Below are 21,273 nucleotides of genomic sequence, written 5' to 3'. Positions count from 1 at the left end.
TCAATCCCTAATTGCCCAGAACTGAATATCTAAATCATCAAATGCTGCCGCTACATGGAATGCAAACCCACTTGAGTTAGAAAGCATCGCCCATGCTGAACTTTCTTTATCCAGCTGATAGTAGGTGTATCCCGCATGGTAAGGCAGTTGCCGTGGCGCCACGGGTAATGGAATGAGTGGGATGCCAGGTAACTGAAGTGAAATAAGCTCCCGTATTTTTTCCACGGAAGACACTTTGGTTTGCTGAGTAAACAACCGGCGCAACTCATCCAATGGCATGCGCGCTTTCACAGCAACAATGAACTCCGCCGAATCCATCAGCTGCGGATCCTGAATTGGCGCAACCATTAAGCCATAATTACGCTTATCAAGCTGAATTGACACCGCTCTTGGCTCCAGTACAACACTGAGGCTTTGACGTAAATAACGAATAACCGGCCAAAAGGACTCGCTAGGCATATCGTGGTTGTAGGCAGGTAGCGTCGGTGCCAAGCGGCTTTCATCGGTGAATGTTGCTAACTCACCACACACCGAGGACAAACATTCATACAAGCGCTCTGGATGTAAGCTACCCAAGGATGCCAAATGCTTCATTTGTGGCTGCAAACGATTTAATGAATGCAACAACATAAAGTCCGAAACGTCCGCAACACCGCCTTGAGAAGGAGAACTGATACGTTGAGCGATGTTTTTGGCACGTTCGTGCATCAATCCCGCCATTTCATTAATAAACCGATGCAATGTAGCGTTACCGGCAACATTAAAGTGACAGGGAATAAAGTCGGGATCGAGAACGACACTTCCATCTGGACGCTTTTCTAAGATACGAGCAACCGGAATAGATGCATAAGCACTACGATCCTCTTTTTCGAGCATCAGCTGCAAATGAATCGGAGAAACATCTAGCGTGGTTGTGTCACCTTGAACACTATGGACATCGCGCACGTCGATACGGCGGCTTTCATAGCGCCCCGACCCTTTATCGTCGGGCCAGTTAACTTCCATGATCGATTCACTACGCAGCGGGACTGCGAGATAAATCAATTGGTTAGATAGGGAGCTATCTTCAATCTCCAAGGCATCCGGCATCACATCTTCCTGCGGAATACGAAACGCGGTGCCATCAGGCATAACCCCAACGGCTCGCTCAATCGCAATACGACCAAAAGCCAAATATTCAGGGTTTAACGAAAGTTCCGATACGCCATACAAATACTTACTCACGGACGTCAGTCTCTCTTCCAGTAAGTATTCGCTGTAGCGTTGCTGCTGTTGGAAGTGTTGTGGCTTAATAAAAAGCCCTTCACTCCATATCACCCGATTCCGTGCAAACATTAAATTTACTCTACCTTCTCTAATTTCACGTCGTAATCTTTGAAAAGCATTAGTAGGTGATATTCACGGCCTTTATTAAGCACCTTCACGGCCTTTTTCCATTCACCTAAGTTTGGTTCTGAAAAATGTGCCATTACACCAATGTAATTTGTGTCTTCATCTATTTTAAAGGCGTTAACGAATTTGAATTGTCCAGGAGTCAACACGTAATCGTAGTTATTAATGAAGTTACTACTTAGTGCCCCTTCATAATCGGTGCGCAACTGATCGAACCCTGCCGACATAAACATTGAGTCATCCTCTAACTCAAAAATTTGCACCTCTATCGGGGCTGGATCACCCGCTATATTAGGGTTAACACCTGTATCGCTCACCAGACTGAAAGTCACCGTCGTGGGTTGCTCTTCAGGCTTGTATTCATCGGAAGAGCTACACGCCGTCAACAACAAAAGTGCACAGACAATACTCAGTTTTTTGATCACCGCTTTAGCCCTCCAATTGCTTTTCACGGATACGTTTGTCATAAACCTGCTCAAAAATTTCCCAGAACAGCTTCGAGAAACCTCGCTGGCGATTAGAAGTCAGCTCTTTGTAATAGTTACAATACATTTCCCACGCCCACGCTGATTCACCTTCAACCTGCTCATCGGTATTGCGGCGGCAGTGCTGGAAGCGACGCAGAAGAACGTCGGGAGAGAAGGCGTGCAAAATTTGATCAAGCGCTTCTGATATCGCTTCTTGCGTCGCATCGTTGTGATCTCTCACATTTTTTAAGCTTTCCGCGATTGCCGCTGGCGCAGATAAATGCACTAAGCTTTTGTCTGCGTCATACATAGTTCGGACGGTCTCTTCATACGTTAGGCCCAAACGAAGCGGGTTATCTTCAATAGGTTGCAAGTTGCGATTCATGGTACCGAAACGCCCCTCTGCGGCTTGTTCATGAAGCGCCAACAACCCTTTTAAGCATGCTTGTAATGACTGTCCCATCTCCTGTGAGAGGAAATGCATCTTCTGCATATCATGGTCGTTCGTGACTCTCACGCCCAATCCATCCAGCATCGGCCCAGTCAGTAAATGTTGTCCATGATCATTATTAGGCTGTGGTGACGAAGTAGGCTCATGACTTAAGCTCTTCGCCACTTCCTGCTCTAGCAGCCCTAGTTCTTTTTCATCCATCGGTTTTCTCTCGCTCTGTTTCGTTTGATGCATCGTCTCAGGTGACATGACGCGATTCAGCGCTTCTTTTGCTTTCGATGCGTGAAGTTCACGCTTTTGAGGTTTCTTTTGCCCAAAGCCAAAAATACGCTTTAGTTTGACGGATGCCGACATGACATCTTCGCTATCTGCTTGCGGCGTAAACGAGGGCTTTCGTTCAACGAGATTGTCTTTAGCTATTAATGAAGACTCGGCAGAGGATTGCTGCTTCTGCTCTTTGTCTCCATTTAAGAGCCAATTCGACGTTTGATTATCTTTGTTTTGGGCGTCGAGCTCTTTTAACGGATCAATAGCTTGAGTGAGTTCAGGTTCTTCTTCGCCCGAATCAATCTCTTGACTAGGCCCATCGGCCAAAAGATCGTGTTGCTGCGTTTCAAACAAGGTGTCAACGTGCCCCCCATCAAACTCCGCGTCTTCGCCGGTAAGCACGCGAATCTGGTAAGGACCGACTTGTATCTCATCTTTGTGTGCCAACCGGGCTAACTGACCTTTCCCTAAAGGCATATGCGTGCCATTAACAAAGGTTTCTCCGCAGTCGTCGCGCACACAGAACGCGCCATCAACAACAACAACTTCACAATGACGACCGCTCACACGACCCAATCGATCGGTTAACCGCCAATCAGCACTAAAGTCGGAGCCAATGACACCACCGGAGTCAACAAAACGGACCTGAGCTGACAAGCCAGATTCGAGCGCTTGCGCGTTGGCGACAACTAGCGTTAATCCATGCTTATGTTCTGGAGCCATAACAATTATTGCCTTACTTGAATTAATACTCGCTTATCTCTTAAGTCATTCCCTAAGAATGATGTCCACCCCAATGCAATTTGTCCGCCTAGCTCAAACGCAGGGGTGTCTTCATCGGTCATCGAAAGCTCAAGATCAAACGCCATCTGTTCACGAAGAATAAATTCCACCAACTTGCAAAGTGGCTGATACTCTTTACCCAAAGGTAAAAAGTCGTTAAACCTCTCTCGCGTTAAGTCTTTAATACAAATGACAAACTTACCGTTACAGTCAAAAACAGACTCACCGATGACGGTATCTTCGCCCAACCGGCCATTCATGCACCCCAACGCCATTTGTTGCTCTTTGGCTATCTTGACTTTGCGCGTCACCCATTGACGAATCTCGACATTTTCAAGGTCAAAACAATGGGCAATGATCCCAGCTACGACGGTTGGTGAACGACTCCGGCCCGCCAACGTGCCCGCGTATGCCAGCATCTTGCACCAATTGATTGGTGTTTCTCCGCGTAACTGCGGATCACCCAATCCAACCAGCGCAAACAACTGCGCTGAAAACTGATCTTCAGCCCCTGGTTGAAAGCGAATGTAATATCGATACTTGCGCCATATCCGATAGACCAACGCGATCAAGCGATTGCTAAAAAAGTCGAGAAAGGGCCGCTTAATCCCTCCCGGTTCCTCATGAAGCAATTGCTCTGTGATAAAACCGGGTAAAGGCGACTGCGAGCCCGCAAGACCTAAAAAATTAGTGAGCATCACCGCATGACCATTCTGATCGTGCAACGACGCCACATCAGAAGCCGCAAACCCTAAGCTCGGGTTGGCACTAAAAACCAGTTTGCACTCTCGTTCCCAATCTTCTTGATCGGGATCAATGGCACCATGCTTCTGTAGCAATGCCACTAATTGATAAAAGTTGTAAGGCCGAACATCTGGCACTAAGTCAGTCATTGTGCGGCCATCTATTTCATTTTTTATATCAGCGGCTGCATCCCGACTTTCGTCTGCCATGTATAAGTCTCGTTATTCGTTGTGTTAATAACGGTTAGCTCATGGAAAGAGTTAATGCTCGCATACAGCGAGAAAAAATGGCTGAGCACCGTTCCAAACAGATATAAGTCGCCCTCTGACCCAAACCCATCTTGATTTAAGTAAAGCGTTGATTTTAGACCTCTCACTGGCATCCCTTTGAGAAGCTTGTCCATGGGTTTAGACTCAATTTTCTCAATGGCATCTAGCCTTTTCTTACCCACTCGTTCGGCTTGTCTATCTACCAATGCCCTAAAATCATAAGCGGTTAAAACGCAGCTCAGCGCATCTTTCGAGAGCAACGATAAATAGTTCAATGACAGATTCGAGATCAACATCCACAATAAGCTACCATCCAACACCGGGCGCAATGATTGCGTCGGGATAGTAATATTTTCGAATTCTGCAAACGGAGGCGATGTATCTGTGGGTTCACAGATATCGCCGACTCCCAGATCAAGGGGCAATTGTCGATTCGTACACGTCAGCTTCACTGACACCGCTTCGTCGACACCAATCGAGTCCGATTCATCCCCTCGTATAAAGGAGATAAAAGACTCAAATCCATCACCTCGAATACTGTCTTTAACACGTGCTCGGTAATAAAGCGTTTCTCGGTTTCTGACACGCTCTACTTCATGTTGAAAACTTTCAAACGGGGTATAAACACGCTTTTGCCCACGTACCGGTTTCCCATCAACCAATCTATCTTGACGGCCAGTCACACTATCAATGCTAAATACTTCATAATGTGAGGGCTTACGACTCGACGGAATCACTTTGTACTCGGTATTTCTACCGCTCAAATCTATCGGGTCGGCATCATGGCTAAATAAATTGATAACAGGCGTGCAGAACAGCTGAAAACTGTCCTGTCTAACACGAACATCGGCGGGTAACGTTTTCGACAAGTGCAACTGAATCGAGAACTGCCCATAAACATTTTGGGGTAATGCTTTATCTAGCCCACTTATATCAAAAAAGTGAAACGCTTCAGGAAAAGACAAATATTCTTGCAAGATCCGATAACCGTCGTAGACATTTTGCGGATATGGAAGCAGGCTGTCTCCGGGATTAAACCCCACCGTCTGAAACGTATCTCGAGGTAAAGAAAACCGAGTGCCATCCACGCTAACGGTCACTTTCTCTAGGTAGTGATTGAGCCACAGATAAATCATCTGTGCGCTGTAATTATCACCACCAATGTAAAAGCGCAGCGAATCAATCCCAGCATCGCTGGCAGACATATCACCATCTAGCATCATTTGGAGCTGGATAGTCGTCGCTTCACGTGTATGTTCTGCGTGTACTTTTTCGCATTTCAATGGATAGAGCTCGACATCGCGACAAGTCTGAAAACGACACTGCGTACCCATCACAGCAATACTGTCTAGCTCTGTCCCTTGGCCAATCACCTGTTTTTCACTCACGCTTCGATCGGGCGAAAATTGGGTGATGCACATGCTAGGAACAGGGCGCAAGTAGTTGGGCCATAGCATATTGATAATGCTATGGGTCAGTTCGGGAAAGTCATCTTCAACTTTTTCACGCAATTTGCCAGTGAGAAAAGCAAAGCCCTCTAATAACCGTTCTACATCAGGATCCGTATGTCTCCCATGTAAAAATCGAGATAACTGAGGGTGGATCTCAGTAAAGGCTTTACCTTGCTCTTTAAGAAACGCGAGTTCTTCACGAAAATACTTGTCTTGCGTCATAGCAATTACAACACCCGATACTGGCGATTTTGATCCAACAGCAAACTCAACTGCACTTTTTCATGGAGTGCTTCACTGTTAACCGTTGCGACGATATTGAATCGTAGCGTCAATGGTGAATGTTCGTCGTAATCAGAACTCACTAATATGTTAGTTAACCGCGGCTCGTAGGTTTCCAGACACTGCTTAATCGCTAGCTTCACACGCAATGAAAGATCTAAACTTTCAAGCGTCGCATCGTTGAAATCTATCAGTCCAAGTCCTGGAGAGCTTTGTGCTCCGCCCGTACGCGTGTTCAATACATTAGCAATGTTCTTTTTTATCGAATTAACGACATCTCTAGTTTCTGGACCTTGGGTAATCGACACAGGCTTAGCGCCGGCTTCCAAGCGCTCAAGGAAGCCGACACCAAATACACTGTCTTCTAGTGCGATGTATGACATGATTACTGATCAAGCCTACCAACAAGAGACAGTTCAAAGTTCGCGCCCATATATTTAAAGTGAGGACGTACCGCGAGAGAAACCTGATACCAACCTGGATTCCCCTCAACATCAGCTACTTCAATTTTTGCGGCGCGAAGAGGACGACGGCTACGTACATCTGCAGGCGGGTTCTCTTGATCCGCTACATATTGCTTCAACCAAGTATTCAGCTCACGCTCCAAATCTTGACGCTCTTTCCAAGAGCCAATTTGCTCGCGCTGTAGCACTTTAATGTAGTGCGCTAAACGGTTGATAATCATCATGTATGGCAACTGAGTACCCAGTTTGTAGTTCGTCTCTGCTTCCTTGCCTTCTTTGGTATTTGGGAACACCTTCGGCTTTTGAATTGAGTTTGCAGAGAAGAATGCCGCATTGTCGCTACCCTTACGCATGGTTAGGGCAATAAAGCCTTCTTCTGCCAGTTCAAACTCTTTACGATCGGTAATCAGAACTTCAGTTGGGATCTTGCTCTGCAGCGCGCCCATTGACTCATAAACATGAACCGGTAGGTCTTCAACCGCACCACCACTTTGAGGACCAATGATGTTTGGACACCAGCGATATTTTGCAAAGCTATCAGTCAGACGAGTCGCAAAGGCGAACGCAGTATTACCCCAAAGGTAATGCTCATGAGACTGACTCACATTTTCGTGATAGACAAATGATTTAATGGGGTTTTCAGTTGGGTCATAAGGAACACGCAATAAGAAGCGAGGCGCAGTTAGACCCAAGTAACGCGCGTCTTCAGACTCACGGAGCGCACGCCATTTAGTGTACTTTGGACTTTCAAAGATAGACTTCACATCTTTGATGTTAGGCAGTTCTTCAAATGACTCAATACCAAAAAACTCAGGGCCTACACTCGAGATAAATGGTGCGTGGGCCATCGCACCCAACGCGCCCATATATTGAAGCAGCTTCATATCTGGCGTCGACGGTGTAAAGGCATAGTTACCAATAATGGCACCAGTCGGTTCACCACCGAATTGTCCATAACCAGATGAATAGACATGTTTGTAAAGGCCTGACTGTGTCGTTTCCGGCGCAAACTCAAAGTCGTCTAACAGTTCTTCTTTGGTCACGTGAAGAATGTCGACTTTATTGTTTTCACGAAAGTCAGTGCGGTCGACGAAAAGCTTCAAACCACGCCATGAAGATTCCATTTGTTGAAATGAATCTTCATGAAGAATTTCATCCATTTGCGCACTGATTTTCTTATCAAGCTCGACCAACATTTGGTCGACCAGCGACTTATTAACAGGCTCTTTGGTTTGATCGTTGCCAATCAGATTTTCAATAAATGCCGCAACACCTTTTTTTGCAACATCATAACCTTCTTCGCTTGGTGCGATGCGGGTTTGAGCCATGATCTCGTCAAGTAAGCCGCCTTCTTTGACTTCTGGCGACTCTAACACCGATTCATTTGTTGACATGTTTTATTTTCCTAGCGCTTAGTTAGTTGAAACTTATCCAATTACTCTTTAGAAGTATCTTCATCGCCGCTGACAATATTCAATTCAGCGAGAAGCTTCTCTCGAGAGTCTTCTGAATTAAGGAGATCTTGTAGGCGATCTCTAAACGCTGGAATATTGCCGAGGGGGCCTTTAAGAGCGACCAATGCTTCACGAAGCTCGATCAGTTTCTTTAGCTCTGGGACTTGCGCAGCAACTGCATCGGGAGAGAAATCCGACAAAGACTTAAACGCGAGTTCAACAGGTAACTCCGCATCTTCGTCATCGGTTAACTTGTTTTTAACAGTGGTGGAAATACGCAAGTCGCTTTCGCGCATCACGTCTTCAAAATTGTTTTTGTCAACCGAGACAGTCGAGCGATCTTCAACGGGTGTATCTTCTGTTTGACCTTTAAAGTCGCCAACCACTAATGTTTTTAGAGGCAATTCGACTTCAGCTTGCTGATCACCTGTCGCCGGTACGTATTTGATATTTATACGCTCTTTTGGCGCAACACTTCCTTCTTTGGACACTTTGAACCCTCGATACCTTCACCAAAAAGACAACATGACTCAGTGCCCTAAGAACGCACCGGCCAATGTTAACACTGTGTTACTGCTGAAAGGTGTTATCTACTACCTATCAACGGCGGCTCAGCATACCGAACAGAAAGTTAGACATTAATTAAAGATCATCAAGTTTGGAGCAATGCCTCAACTTTTATTTTTTTATGAGAAAATAAACACTGATCTGACAAATTGACATTTCTCTGACTTATTAAATTGTTTCATATAAGTTAGCGAGTAAATACTCTATATTAAAATCAAAAGCTTAGCATTACTTAATGATGATAAGTTTATAAAAACTGGTATTTTTTGTGGGTATTTATTGCTGGTGTCCCCATCGTGAACACAGGAATAGAAGGTCTACGCAGCGGTTTTTACTCTATGATTTAATTATATTTTTACTAAATTGTCAGCAAAAAAATGATCATGATCCAAATCGGTTTCCGTCTATATTCATAATGTTTCATTAACTCGGGCTTCACTCGGAAAACGATAAATAAACTCCATGTAATTAACAGATAAGTTTTTTGTGATGTTGGTTCATATTCTGTCTTTAAAAGGCAACAGTTCGCTGCCTTTTTAGGAATACTCACTGTGCGCCATTGAGCTGGTTTTCTATTAGCTCAATAAAAGTCTTATCGGCACTTTCTATTTTTAAAGCCTTGGCTTCGTTGAGTAAGGCCATTGCTTTGCTAATGTCCTTTTCATTGATGGCCGCGGCTATCGCTTGTTTATAAAAGTCCACGGTTTCCTTCTGAGCCACAGGCCGTTTGACCCCTTGTGGTGTTACAGATTCACTCGCACTTGTGTTGTCAGTGGATAGAACGGTCGCATAGTCCTTGGTTACCACGGTGAAGGATACTTGACCAGTCGGCGCATAACGGTAGGTCGGATCGGTTACCATCGGCATTGGCTCGCCTAACTCCTGAGCACGCAGCTTCGCCGGATGTGGCAAAGTAATCTTATGACCGAGAGTCGTCGCATTGGTGTACATGACCATATAGCGCGCCCCCTCGGAATCGAAAGATCCCGACAGTTGAGAGGAATCAAGCAAGTTAGCCGTTTGCGGCGTAAACGTATCCGCTCCCAGTGTTTTGATCACCTGATAATGCTCATCTAACAGTAAGACTCGCGGCATAAAGACACGACCATGTTGCATAACACTCTTTACGCTAATCTGAGCACGCGCGGTCCGATCGTTAAAACGAAATGCTTGGGTGTAACTCTTACCCTCTGAAAATGAAAACACCTCCGATTGAGGGCCAAGCGATACCGTCAGTGTCTCATTCTCTTTCAACTGGACGTAAGGTAATTGTTGAAGTGTCTCGCAACAGGCTTCACGATTGGGGGCAACAGGCATCTCTTCCGGCAAGTTAGACGCACACCCTACCAGCCAAACCGCGGAACTGACTGCAAGCGCCATTTTAAAGCGCTGATAATTTCTCATTATATTTGTCATTGACTTTATCCTAAAAAGGCGGCCGTCTCGGCCGCCTAGTTATAACGCTGATAGTACTAACGCATCGGTTAGAACCAGATTTCGGTATGCACACCAATCACGGTTTCGTCATCACTATTATCGATGCCGATTTGGCCACCGCTGGCCTTATCATCAGCTTTGATGTAGCTGATATAAGGCTTGATTTGAGGACGGCCGAAGAAGTCTGCATTCACAGTCAAAGGCACAGCCACTTCAACGTTCCAAATATCGCTTTCCACGGCATCGCCTGAACGTCCCCAATAGCCATCAGCCCCTTCTTCATGACCATATGACAAGGTTGTCTCTAGGCGCATGTTCTCATTGACTTTATAAGAAGGACGTACGGCCGCAATGTAACGTTTTAGGTCATCCGCGCCGAACAACTGATCGAGTGCAGCAAAATAGGTAAGCTCTGATCCCATCTGCCAATTGTCGGAAATATCCATCACCCCGTAAGAGGTTAAGAAGATCGACTCTTGATTTTCATCGCCGCCAGACCAGCCGCCAAAGTTGACGCCACGGTTTTGCGCCACACCTTTACCATAGGCGATGGCCGTTTGAGTCCAGCCGTCCATGCCGTAATAGCTAGAGTTAAGGGTGATCGCAGCACCAAAGCCATCATCAGAGTTACTGTCTTTGTTCGCCTGTTCCATGTATTTAAAATCAAAGTCTAGGCTACCGATCCCTACATCCACACCATAGTAATAAAGATCATAAGAAGTGAGTGTGGTGCGGTCATCACTGCGCGACTCTTCGCCAGCATCTGGATCAGCGACAACGATAGCAACACCGGCGGTATGACCATTCAGTTTGGTTTGTAAGCCTGCGCCTACCCCAGATGACTGCTTCCAATATTCACCTGACAGTAAACCAGCCGCACGGTTCAGATAACGCTGACCACCCCAAATAGAGGTATCCTTACCCATAAAGGACAGGCCACCTAATTCGACATACGCTTCCTTGACTTCAAATTGGGCTTCGTCGTTTTTCTTTTGGCTACCTGATGAGGTATAAGCGTATGAATTGCCGTTACCGTATTCAGAGCGGACGACATAATCAGCCCACGCACCATTGTCGTAACTGGAATGTTTTTTAACCGTGAATTCAACTTGGTTTGTACTCTGACCATGAGTACCGGCAGTTTTGTAGTCAGGTCTACCGAATTCCGTGTCGACTGTTTCACCATCAACCATACGGAAATTCATTGAGCCATAGCCGTGAACTTCCCAGCCATCATTTTTGTCCGCATTGTCAGCCAATGCGACACCAGAAGCTAAAGCTGTAGCCACTGCAGCGGCGAGTAAACTTACCTTTCTCATACCTTACTCCATTAGGATGGTTGTTAAACTGCATCATGAGATCACCGGCAGTAGGAAAGTGAGCACATCATGCATGGGCGTTGCCCTTTTTTATGTTAGAAACATCCTATGCTTCCCACTTTTTCTGCGCGTCATCCGTAACGAAAAATATGGGGGGAGTAGCCTTAAGGAGGAGTAAGAGGAAAGAATGTAATTTAGTCGATCTATATCACTAAAACACGGCGTAAATCGTTATTTACTTTCTCAATCACCCCCTACAAAACGCTATATAGATCACTATTAACAGTTTTATTCCTATTAACAAGAAAGTGAATTACAGCAGAATCGATATTAAGAACTGTGAGCCTAGATTGAATTTATTCTGTGAGGGAGGTGTAATAGCGTTTCTTCTTAATTAGATGGTGTTGTTTATGTCTCTCTGCCATCCGGCGCCTTATACCTTAGGCGCTCAATTATGCGATCAAGGCTGCCGCTTTAGCTTATATGCACCTGATCGTGACGCTGTCACCCTACTGCTTTGGCAACGTGGTCACCAACCTACCCGTATTCATATGCAAGAATACAAGCTGGGCTATTGGACTGCGTATGTTCCGCACGTGAAAGCAGGCGATACTTATAGCTATGAAGTCCTGATTAATGGGCAAGCATGGTGCATTGCCGACCCCTATGCGCAAGCCGTTGTCGGCCCAGTGCAATATCAGCCACCGTATACGCCCAATCAAAGCTACAGTTTGGCGCGATGCCAAGTCGTCGATCATCAATTTGATTGGCAGGAAATTTCACGCCCTGCACATACAATGAGCGAAACCGTCATTTTCGAGACACACGTTAAGGGGCTCACGCAGCTGCATCCCAACGTTGAAGCGCACGAGCGTGGACGTTATCTCGGCTTAATAGCGCCCGACATGCTGCGCTTCTATCAGGACAATCAGATTAATTGCATTCAACTTTTGCCGATTGCTACTTGTTTACCTGAGCCACATTTACTGAGCCAGCAAAAGACCAATTATTGGGGCTACAATCCCTACTTATGGATGGCACCGGATCCTCGTTACGCGCACCATGATGCAGTGACTGAGCTTAAAACCGCCATTCGAGAGCTGCACCGACACGATATTGAAGTCATCCTGGATGTGGTATTCAATCATACGGCAGAAGGGGGAGATGGCGGGCCTATCTTGCATTTCAAAGCGTTAGATCACGCCATGTATTTGCATGATAAACATCAACTCGTCAATTACACTGGCTGCGGCAACACCCTAGATATGCGCCATCCTGCCGCGATTTCCGCGGTGTTAGACAGCTTGCGTCTGTGGGTCACTCACTACCAAATTGACGGCTTTCGCTTTGATCTGGCCGCGACACTGGGCCGAGAAGGTGAACAGTTCAACCCACACGCTGCGTTTTTTACCGCATTGGCACAGGATCCTGTGCTCTCTCAAGTTAAACTTATCGCAGAGCCTTGGGATATAGGTCCAAATGGCTATCAATTGGGGCAGTTCCCTTCCAATTGGTCGGAGTGTAACGACAAAATTCGGGATACTACCCGTAGTCTGTGGCGCGGTGAAAAACATAGTCTGCAAGATTTTGCGACACGATTAATGGGCTCGCGCGATCGATTCAGTGCCGCACATTGGCCCGATCACTTATCAGTCAATTACCTGACCTATCACGATGGATTCACTCTGCAAGATGTAGTCAGTTACGCCCAGCGTCATAATCACGCCAACGGTGAAAATAATCGTGATGGACATGGTGACAATCGTTCGGCTAACTATGGTATCGAGGGCCCAACGCAGGATCCGGCTATTATTGCGGTGCGCGAGCGACAAAAGCGCAACCTTATCGCCAGTGTCCTCTTTGCCTTTGGCGTCCCTCACCTCCTGACGGCGGACTTACTAGCTCACTCCCAACAGGGTAACAACAACGCGTATTGCCAGGACAATCCGATCAGTTGGTTGAACTGGGATAACCTCGAATCGTCAATGCCTTGGAGTAATTGGCTATCCACCATGATCAAACGTCGCCAAGCGGTTATGCCCGCGTTTATCGATGCATTTAGCGGCCGAAAGCGCCATCAAAACCGTATTCGTTGGCGACACCCCGACGCTAACACAATTCAACCGAATGATTGGCCAAACTTGCACGCCGTTGTTTGCCATATCGAAATCGGTCAACATCATCGCCATGCGGGCGATCAGTTACTCTATTGTTTCAACGTCAGCGATCAGCCGCTATCTTTTTGCCTCCCCGACGACAAGTCATGGCAGACAGTGTGTACCACCGAAGAGGCCGATACCGCCACGCGAACTGTCACATCATCATTCACACTGGCGGGCAAAAGCCTCAGCATACTCACCAATCACGCTTAACCGCGTGACCCACATAAAAACTATTCGCGTAAACAGTATTCGTATAAAAAAGGCAACCTCATCAAGGTTGCCTTTGTTCTGGGTCATTGACTGACGTTGCAGCGTTAGCCTTTCACGCCACCGGCGGTCAAGCCACCGACTAACCAACGTTGCGCAAGTAAGAATACCGCGGTGATTGGGAAAGCCGATAAGACAGCTGCCGCGGCGAAATCGCCCCATAAATAGTTTTGTGGATACAAATACTGTTGCATGCCGACGGCGAGCGTATATGAATCCACATCAGACAACAGCAAAGAAGCAACTGGCACTTCACCTACCGCGAAAATAAACGACAAGATGAAGACCACCGCAAGAATCGGCACTGACAATGGCAGCAATACCATACGGAACGCTTGCCATGGCGTCGCACCATCCAAGGCAGCCGCTTCCTCCAAAGAGCCATCAATACTTTCAAAATACCCTTTGATGGTCCACACATGCAGGGCAATACCGCCGAGATACGCAAAGATCAAACCGCCGTGGGTATTGAGCCCTAAAAACGGAATGTAGTTACCCAACTTGTCGAAGAGTGCGTAAATCGCCACCAACGCCAGTACTGCAGGAAACATTTGAAAAATCATCATCGCTTTCAAAATGGTTTCCTTGCCTTTAAAACGCATCCGGGCAAAGGCATAGGCTGACGTCGTTGATAACGCCACAATCAAAAGTGACGTTACGCCGGCGACTTTCACCGAATTCCACAGCCATAGTAGAACCGGAAATGGCGGTGGTGTCACCGAGCCATCAGGGTTGGTGACAGGGAAGCCGAGTGCCAGCTTCCAATGCTCAAGAGAAGGGTTGTCGGGAATCAAGCTCCCGGTCGCAAAGTTACCTTCTCGGAACGAAATTGCGATGATCATCAACAAGGGGAAGATAATCAGCGAGAGGAAGCAGCACAGACCTATATGCGTCGCCCACACTCGATACTTTAATGATTTTCCTTGAACCATAGCCATAAGAGACTCCTTAGCTTTCTGTCACTTTGGTAAGACGCAGGTTAATCAAGGCGAGCGCACCCACCAGCAAGAAGATCAATGTTGCTACTGCACTGGCGAGACCGAAGTCTTGGCCGCCACCACCTTCGAATGCAATCCGATAGGTATAGCTGACCAGCAAGTCGGTATAGCCCGCAGGCTCGGTAGTACCAATCATGTTCGGACCACCTTCTGTCAACAGCATAATCATTACGAAGTTATTGAAGTTGAAGGCAAAACTGGCGATGAGCAACGGCATTAGGGGCTTGATCATCAGCGGCAACGTAATCCGCGTAAAGTTTTGAATAAAGTTAGCGCCATCGATAGCGGAGGCTTCATAAAGATCATCCGGTATGGCTTTTAATAAACCCATACACAAAATCATCATGTAAGGGAAACCTAGCCAGGTATTCACCAACACTACCATCACACGTGCGAGGAACGGGTCATCAAACCAATTGGGACTGATACCAAATAAGGCTTCAAGCACCATATTTATCTCACCAAAACTTTGGTTGAATAACCCTCGAAAAATAAGAATTGAAATAAATGCAGGTACCGCATAAGGTAGAATTAATAACACACGGTAAATTGCACGGCCTTTTAATTCTTCCCACTGAACAACATTGGCGAGAATAAGCCCAATAATTAACGTGAACACCACCGTTAATAGCGAGAAAACAATCGTCCAAATAAAGATACCAATAAACGGTTCTTTTATCCCGTCATCGGTCCAAACACGCTCGAAGTTGTCCGTACCAATTTGCACCACGTAACCCGGTGCCACCGTATCACCGATAAACTGACCGGCCTCATCAATCGGTTGATAAAAACCAATTTCATCATTTGGCTTCAACGTATCGCCAGTTTTATTGTTAATCAGTGTGCGGCCATCATCTTGTAAAGTATACAGCGGTTGTTCTGCAGCAAACTTACGCAGCCCACTCATCCGGATGGTATCGCCATTCGGGAACTGAACATCCACCTGACTCAAGGTATCGCGGTTTTTGATCACATCGCGTAGCGTCGCTTTTTCACCCGACAGACTTTCTACCGGCGAAAGCGCTAACGTTTCGTTCGACATCGACGCCATATCAAACGGCGCGGTCGCAAAACGCTCACCCGCTTTATCAATCACTAAACGGGTACCTGATGGAGTTTGATACAAAGCAAACGGATAGCTCTGCCCACTTTGAAAAGTACGCTCAAGTAATACCGATTGCGCGCGCTCGAAAGACAGCTGATTTTTAGCACTATAGTTGGTAAGGGAGAGGCCCACGGTATACACCAAGGGGAAAATAATAAAGAGGATCATCCCAGCAATACCCGGATAGATATATCGCTGAGCATACATCTTCTTATTACCAAAAATGTATAAAGCTAGCGCGGTTAGCACCACAGTTAGCATTGCAAACGCAGTTTCACCACGCGAATACATAAGTATGGTGGCGTAACCATTGATGATCGCCACAGTCGCCAACAACGCCCATTTAATGAACGCTTTTGAGCTACTTGGCAAGAAAGAGCCTGACGTTGTCATAGCTGGAGAACCTTGAACTGACTGCATAAGGAACGCTACTCACATTGTTCGGGAACTGTGCGGGGAGGCTGCCCTCCCCGCAGATAGAGCTTATTTCAGCATTTGTTTTTCTGCATCGTTAAGCGCATCGTCGATGGATTGACGATCGCCAACCACATTAACAACGGCGTTTTTCGCAGCGCCCCAAAATGCGGTCATTTGCGGAATGTTCGGCATCACCTCACCATGCTTCGCATTCTCCATCGTCGCTGCAATACGGCTGTCTTTCGCCAATTCAGCTTGATAAGAATTCAGCGCAACCGCCCCTAAGGGTTTATCGGCATTGATAGTGGATAGGCCGTCATCAGTCAGCACATAGTTTTCGAGGAACTCAACCGCGAGGTCTTTATTCGGTGATGCGGTGCTAATGCCGGCGCTGAGCACACCAACGAACGGCTTAGACGCTTCGCCTTGGAAGGTCGGCAGTGTTGTCACGCCATAGTTAATACCGGATTTCTCGATATTACCCCACGACCATGGGCCATTGATGGTCATTGCCGTATCACCTTGGTTGAACGACGATTCAGAAACGGAATAGTCCATATCAGACGAAATCACGCCGTCGTTTACCATGTGCTTAATAAAGCCCAGTGCGTCGTGAACACCTTGCTTATTAATGCCAACATCTTTGACATCATAACCTGTGGCCGTTTGTTTAAAGGCATACCCACCATCAGCCGCCATCAATGGCCAAGTGAAGTAAGGTTCTTTCAGGTTCCACATGATAGCGGTTTTACCTTGCTCACTGAGCTTACTGTWCAGCTTCGCCACTTCTTCCCAAGTTTTAGGCGGTGTAGGGACTAAATCTTTGTTGTAAATCAGTGATAGAGATTCCACGGCAATGGGGTAACCCACGTACTTGCCTTTGTATTTCACCGCGTCCCATGCAAAATCAACCATCCCGTCTTTCAATCGCGCAGAAGGTTTAATTTCAGCCAATAGACCCGACTCGGCATAGCCACCGAAACGGTCATGCGCCCAAAACACGATGTCTGGACCATCACCGGTTGACGCTGTTTGTGGGAATTTATCTTGCAAGCCATCAGGGTGAGCCACAGTTACCGGAATACCCGTGTCTTGTTCAAAACGTTTTCCAACTTCAGCAAGTCCGTTATAGCCTTTGTCACCGTTAATCCAAATGGTGAGCTGGCCTTCTTCGATACTCGCCTGAGCCCCAAATGAGCCGAGAGCAATAAGGGTACCGAGGGCAACAGCACTGAGTGATTTCTTCATCTTTCTATCCTTCTTCTACTGAGGTGTAGCACGATTCCTTGGCGGATGAGCTGTATTTCACGGTCTATCATGGTTAATTCCCCGCGATTCCTCATCATCCCGTCCTCTACGCCCTACGCCACTGCGAGCGAATTCGTGATCCATATCGCTCACCGCCGATGATGCGGCTCACAAAAATAAACCTAACGTGATCAAGTTCAACTAATTGGCTGAGAATTTTGTGACGTACGCCCTCAAATTAGTTTGGGGGAGGAGTTCATCCTCCTCCCCGTCTACTCCCCCTGTAATAATTCTGCTTAGGAGGATGTATGACTGCCGTGATTCGCCCAAACTGAATACCATCAAAAAAGCATTGGTGAGCAATCACACGATATGCTTAAGCTTTAACCCGTTATCTGTTCAACAAATAGGTTAACGGTTATTTAGGGCTGAAGTGACGTGCGATGAAATAACGCAAACACCTATAATGCGTATTAAGCCGAATTAATGAAAAGCGATTGAGGGCGAGCGACATGGCAAGTGTCACGTTTAAAAACGTTTGTAAAGCGTATGACGACGATGTAATGATTTCTAAGAACGTTGACCTAGAGATTAAAGACGGTGAGTTTGTCGTCTTTGTCGGACCTTCCGGTTGCGGTAAATCCACATTACTGCGCTGCGTTGCAGGCTTAGAGGATATTACCTCAGGTGATTTATATATCGATGACAAACGGATTAATGATGTTGAGCCATCCAAGCGCGGTGTGGGGATGGTCTTCCAATCTTACGCGTTATATCCCCATCTTAACCTGTATGACAACATGTCATTCGGTCTGAAATTAGCCAAAGCCAACAAAGCAGAAATAGACCAACGCGTCCATCACGCGGCAGAGATCCTTCAGCTTGGTCACTTGTTGGATAGACAACCGAAATCACTGTCGGGTGGACAACGTCAGCGCGTGGCTATCGGCCGTACTCTGGTTTCACAACCGAAAGTGTTCTTGTTGGATGAACCGCTTTCTAACCTCGATGCCGCATTGCGGGTACAAATGCGCGCGCAAATCACCAAGCTCCAACGTCAATTGGGCTGTACCATGATTTATGTCACCCACGATCAAATCGAAGCCATGACCATGGCCGATAAAATCGTGGTCTTGGATGAAGGACGAGTCGCACAAGTTGGCCGACCACTCGAGCTCTACCATTATCCTAAAAACCGCTTTGTCGCTGGCTTTATCGGCTCACCTAAAATGAACTTTATGAGCGTGTTTATTGATGATGTCGAAGCCGAACGCGTTAAAGTGCAAATGAGCAATGGCACCTCATTCTGGATCCCCGTCGATGGCACCACAGTGACACGAGGCGATCGCATGTCACTCGGCATTCGTCCCGAGCATTTGCTGGCGGCGAAAGATGGTGATGCTGTGATTCAAGGCGAAGCCACTATCGTCGAGAAGCTCGGTAACGAGACACAAATTTATATTAGCCTCGACAGTGCCGATGCGGATGTCATTTACCGTCAGCTGGATACGGTTGAAATCGAAGCCGGAGACAAATACGCGATTGGTATTCCTGCCCACCGTTGCCATTTGTTCCACAGCGATGGCCATGCCTGTAAACGCCTGCACCGTGAAAACGGGGTAATTTTTGACGACGAGGCGGAGCAAGTCGCCTAATCATATCCTCCTCACCAAGGGCCGCTCTGTTAGCGGCCTTTTTGATCCCGCTGACTGCCAAAGCCCCTCTCCTTGCGACAGGAAAACAATCGCGATTGACAAGCGCGCTCTGCAGGCTCAAAAAAGCGCCTCTCAGGGCGCTTTAGCTTTAGATCAATTAATTACCGATACAGACGATGTATCACCCTTCCCACCGATAGAACACGGTCGCTAATGGCGGTAACGTCAGTGATAACGATTGTGCTTGTCCGTGAGCTGCAGTGTTTTGCGTATCGATCTCCGCGGGCAATGGATAGCCGCTCCCCCAGAATGCCGCATCATCGGTATTCAGCAGTAGAGAATAATGTCCGGCATGGGGCATCCCCAAGATAAACGAGTCACGCGGTACCGGCGTAAAGTTACTGACCACCAGCACACGCTCCCCATCATCGCTGATCCGCTCATGGGCAATCACGCTCAACGCATGGGCATCTTGTAAGCGCCACTCAAATCCAGCTGGATCGCAATCGAGACGATAAAGCGCAGGCGTTGAGGTATACAAGTGATTGAGGGCCTTCACCAGCGACTGAACACCCTGATGGCGTGGATATTCCAACCAGTGCCACTCCAGTTGACCATCATGATCCCACTCAGCGGTTTGGCCAATTTCCGTGCCCATAAAGTTGAGCTTTTTCCCAGGCTGACCGTACATGTACCCCAAATATGCGCGTAAATTTGCCGTTTGCTGCCACTCATCTCCCGGCATTTTGTTGAGTAAGGCGCCTTTGCCGTACACCACTTCGTCATGCGAAAGCGAGAGTACATAGTTTTCACTGAAAGCGTATACCAACGGAAAGGTCAGCGTGTCGTGATGATATTGGCGATGGATGGTTTCTTCGCGAATATAGCTCAAGCTGTCATGCATCCAGCCCATGTTCCACTTAAAACCAAACCCCAGTCCGCCTAAGTAGGTAGGCGCAGACACACCGGGAAAAGCGGTAGACTCTTCGGCGATCGTCATCGCATTAGGGAAACGTTGATAAATGGCTTCATTCACCCATTTCAAGGTTGCAATCGCATCATAGTTTTCGCGCCCCCCATCGGGGTTCGGTAGCCATTGATCGTGAGAACGCGAGTAATCGAGATAAAGCATCGACGCCACCGCATCGACGCGCAACCCATCAATATGGAAATAATCTAGCCAATACAGCGCGTTGCTGACCAGAAAACGACGGACATGTTCTTTACCCATGTCGTATATATGGCATTGCCAATCGTTATGCCACCCACGGCGCGGATCGGGGTCATGATAAAGCGGCGTGCCGTCGAAATAGGCTAAGCCATGATCGTCGCTCGGAAAATGCCCAGGCACCCAGTCCAAGATCACACCAATACCTGCTTGGTGGCACTGATCAACAAAATACTTAAAGTCATCCGGCGAGCCATAACGACTCGTCGGTGCAAACAGACCAACCGGTTGATAGCCCCATGAGCCATAAAATGGATGCTCGCTGACCGGCATCAACTCGACATGGGTATACCCCATCTCGACCAAATAAGGYACCAATCGCGCTGCCAACTCACGATAGCCCAGCGGGTTTCCCGTCTCGTCATGCTGCCAAGAGCCGATGTGTAACTCATAGAAAGATAAGGCTTGTTGATGCTTAGCAGTAACAGGCCGCGTCTGCCAAGCTTCATCTTGCCATTGGTAAGCGTGATGGTCGTAGGTTAACGACGCAAACGAAGGATATTGCTCCGCATAAGCACCGAACGGATCCGCCTTGTGAGGAAGTGAATGCCCATCGGGCCCGGTGAGCGCGTACTTGTAGCGACAATCCGCGCCCAGGCTAGGCACAAAGCCGACCCAGTAGCCGTCATCGAGTCGCGTCAGTGGAGCAGACTCTGACTGCCAATGGTTCCAATCACCAATGACACTGACAGAGCGCGCGTTTGGGGCATAAACCAGAAAACGGACGCCTTTGATGGGCGTACCGTTAACCGGAAGTGTCATTAGCTTGGCCCCCATCTGATGATAGGCCTGATGAGGGTCGGATAGATGCGCAGCATTAAGCGCATAGTCGTCCGCAGCGATGGC

Annotated in this window: 15 protein-coding genes and 1 pseudogene; 2 read left to right on the top strand and 14 right to left on the bottom strand. The window is 47.3% G+C overall.

The genetic code is table 11. The features are described from left to right. From tssK to BZJ19_RS11465, 10 genes are all read right to left on the bottom strand, one after another. The gene (gene tssK / locus BZJ19_RS11510) at nt 1-1,335 is read right to left on the bottom strand and encodes a type VI secretion system baseplate subunit TssK (RefSeq protein WP_077675733.1); all 1,335 of its coding nucleotides are present in this window, start codon (nt 1,333-1,335) and stop codon (nt 1-3) included. 5 nt (nt 1,336-1,340) lie between these two features. Then, entirely contained in the window at nt 1,341-1,817 is a 477-nt protein-coding gene (tssJ, locus tag BZJ19_RS11505) for a type VI secretion system lipoprotein TssJ (protein WP_077675745.1), read from the bottom strand. Between the two features lie 4 nt (nt 1,818-1,821). Continuing rightward, the gene (tagH, locus tag BZJ19_RS11500) at nt 1,822-3,300 is read right to left on the bottom strand and encodes a type VI secretion system-associated FHA domain protein TagH (protein ID WP_077675732.1); all 1,479 of its coding nucleotides are present in this window, start codon (nt 3,298-3,300) and stop codon (nt 1,822-1,824) included. A 5-nt stretch (nt 3,301-3,305) separates the two neighbouring features. Next, the gene (gene tssG / locus BZJ19_RS11495; RefSeq protein WP_077675731.1) at nt 3,306-4,313 is read right to left on the bottom strand and encodes a type VI secretion system baseplate subunit TssG; all 1,008 of its coding nucleotides are present in this window, start codon (nt 4,311-4,313) and stop codon (nt 3,306-3,308) included. Further along, nucleotides 4,277-6,046 carry a type VI secretion system baseplate subunit TssF gene (tssF, locus tag BZJ19_RS11490; protein ID WP_077675730.1) on the bottom strand — a complete coding sequence of 590 codons (1,770 nt, stop codon included), beginning with the start codon at nt 6,044-6,046 and terminating at the stop codon, nt 4,277-4,279. The genes tssG and tssF overlap by 37 nt, the downstream gene beginning before the upstream one ends. A 5-nt stretch (nt 6,047-6,051) precedes the next feature. Continuing rightward, nucleotides 6,052-6,489: a type VI secretion system baseplate subunit TssE gene (gene tssE, locus BZJ19_RS11485; RefSeq protein WP_077458388.1), complete on the bottom strand. Its 438-nt coding sequence runs from the start codon at nt 6,487-6,489 to the stop codon at nt 6,052-6,054. 2 nt (nt 6,490-6,491) lie between these two features. Next, a complete protein-coding gene (tssC, locus tag BZJ19_RS11480; RefSeq protein WP_077675729.1) occupies nt 6,492-7,964 on the bottom strand; it encodes a type VI secretion system contractile sheath large subunit in 1,473 nt (490 codons plus the stop codon). A gap of 41 nt (nt 7,965-8,005) precedes the next feature. Beyond that, nucleotides 8,006-8,515, bottom strand: a complete 510-nt coding sequence (tssB, locus tag BZJ19_RS11475; protein ID WP_077675728.1) for a type VI secretion system contractile sheath small subunit — start codon at nt 8,513-8,515, stop codon at nt 8,006-8,008. 622 nt (nt 8,516-9,137) lie between these two features. Beyond that, complete coding sequence (locus BZJ19_RS11470) at nt 9,138-10,007, bottom strand: MalM family protein (RefSeq protein WP_077675727.1); 870 nt, start codon at nt 10,005-10,007, stop codon at nt 9,138-9,140. Nucleotides 10,008-10,075: 68 nt separating this feature from the next. After that, on the bottom strand, nt 10,076-11,347 hold the full coding sequence (locus BZJ19_RS11465; RefSeq protein ID WP_077675726.1) for a carbohydrate porin: 1,272 nt from the start codon (nt 11,345-11,347) through the stop codon (nt 10,076-10,078). A gap of 410 nt (nt 11,348-11,757) precedes the next feature. On the opposite strand from BZJ19_RS11465, the gene glgX reads away from it, so the two are divergent. After that, nucleotides 11,758-13,719: a glycogen debranching protein GlgX gene (gene glgX, locus BZJ19_RS11460; protein WP_157891186.1), complete on the top strand. Its 1,962-nt coding sequence runs from the start codon at nt 11,758-11,760 to the stop codon at nt 13,717-13,719. Nucleotides 13,720-13,823: 104 nt separating this feature from the next. Here glgX and malG read toward each other — a convergent pair whose 3' ends face one another. From malG to malE, 3 genes are all read right to left on the bottom strand, one after another. Beyond that, nucleotides 13,824-14,714 (bottom strand): maltose ABC transporter permease MalG, encoded by an 891-nt coding sequence (malG, locus tag BZJ19_RS11455; RefSeq protein ID WP_077457378.1) that lies wholly within the window; start codon nt 14,712-14,714, stop codon nt 13,824-13,826. A gap of 10 nt (nt 14,715-14,724) precedes the next feature. Continuing rightward, nucleotides 14,725-16,299 carry a maltose ABC transporter permease MalF gene (gene malF / locus BZJ19_RS11450; protein ID WP_077457376.1) on the bottom strand — a complete coding sequence of 525 codons (1,575 nt, stop codon included), beginning with the start codon at nt 16,297-16,299 and terminating at the stop codon, nt 14,725-14,727. A 63-nt stretch (nt 16,300-16,362) separates the two neighbouring features. Then, complete coding sequence (gene malE / locus BZJ19_RS11445; protein WP_077675724.1) at nt 16,363-17,544, bottom strand: maltose/maltodextrin ABC transporter substrate-binding protein MalE; 1,182 nt, start codon at nt 17,542-17,544, stop codon at nt 16,363-16,365. Between the two features lie 512 nt (nt 17,545-18,056). Between malE and malK the strand changes: the two genes are divergently transcribed. Continuing rightward, nucleotides 18,057-19,199: a maltose/maltodextrin ABC transporter ATP-binding protein MalK gene (malK, locus tag BZJ19_RS11440; RefSeq protein ID WP_077675723.1), complete on the top strand. Its 1,143-nt coding sequence runs from the start codon at nt 18,057-18,059 to the stop codon at nt 19,197-19,199. Nucleotides 19,200-19,380: 181 nt separating this feature from the next. Here the strand turns inward: malK and glgB are convergent. Continuing rightward, nucleotides 19,381-21,234: pseudogene (glgB, locus tag BZJ19_RS11435) on the bottom strand (1,4-alpha-glucan branching protein GlgB); the annotation flags it as partial. Nucleotides 21,235-21,273 lie beyond the last annotated feature (39 nt).

This window comes from Salinivibrio proteolyticus (assembly GCF_001996165.1).
GTDB lineage: Bacteria > Pseudomonadota > Gammaproteobacteria > Enterobacterales > Vibrionaceae > Salinivibrio > Salinivibrio proteolyticus.
This window is presented reverse-complemented; position numbering and strand designations above follow the sequence as displayed.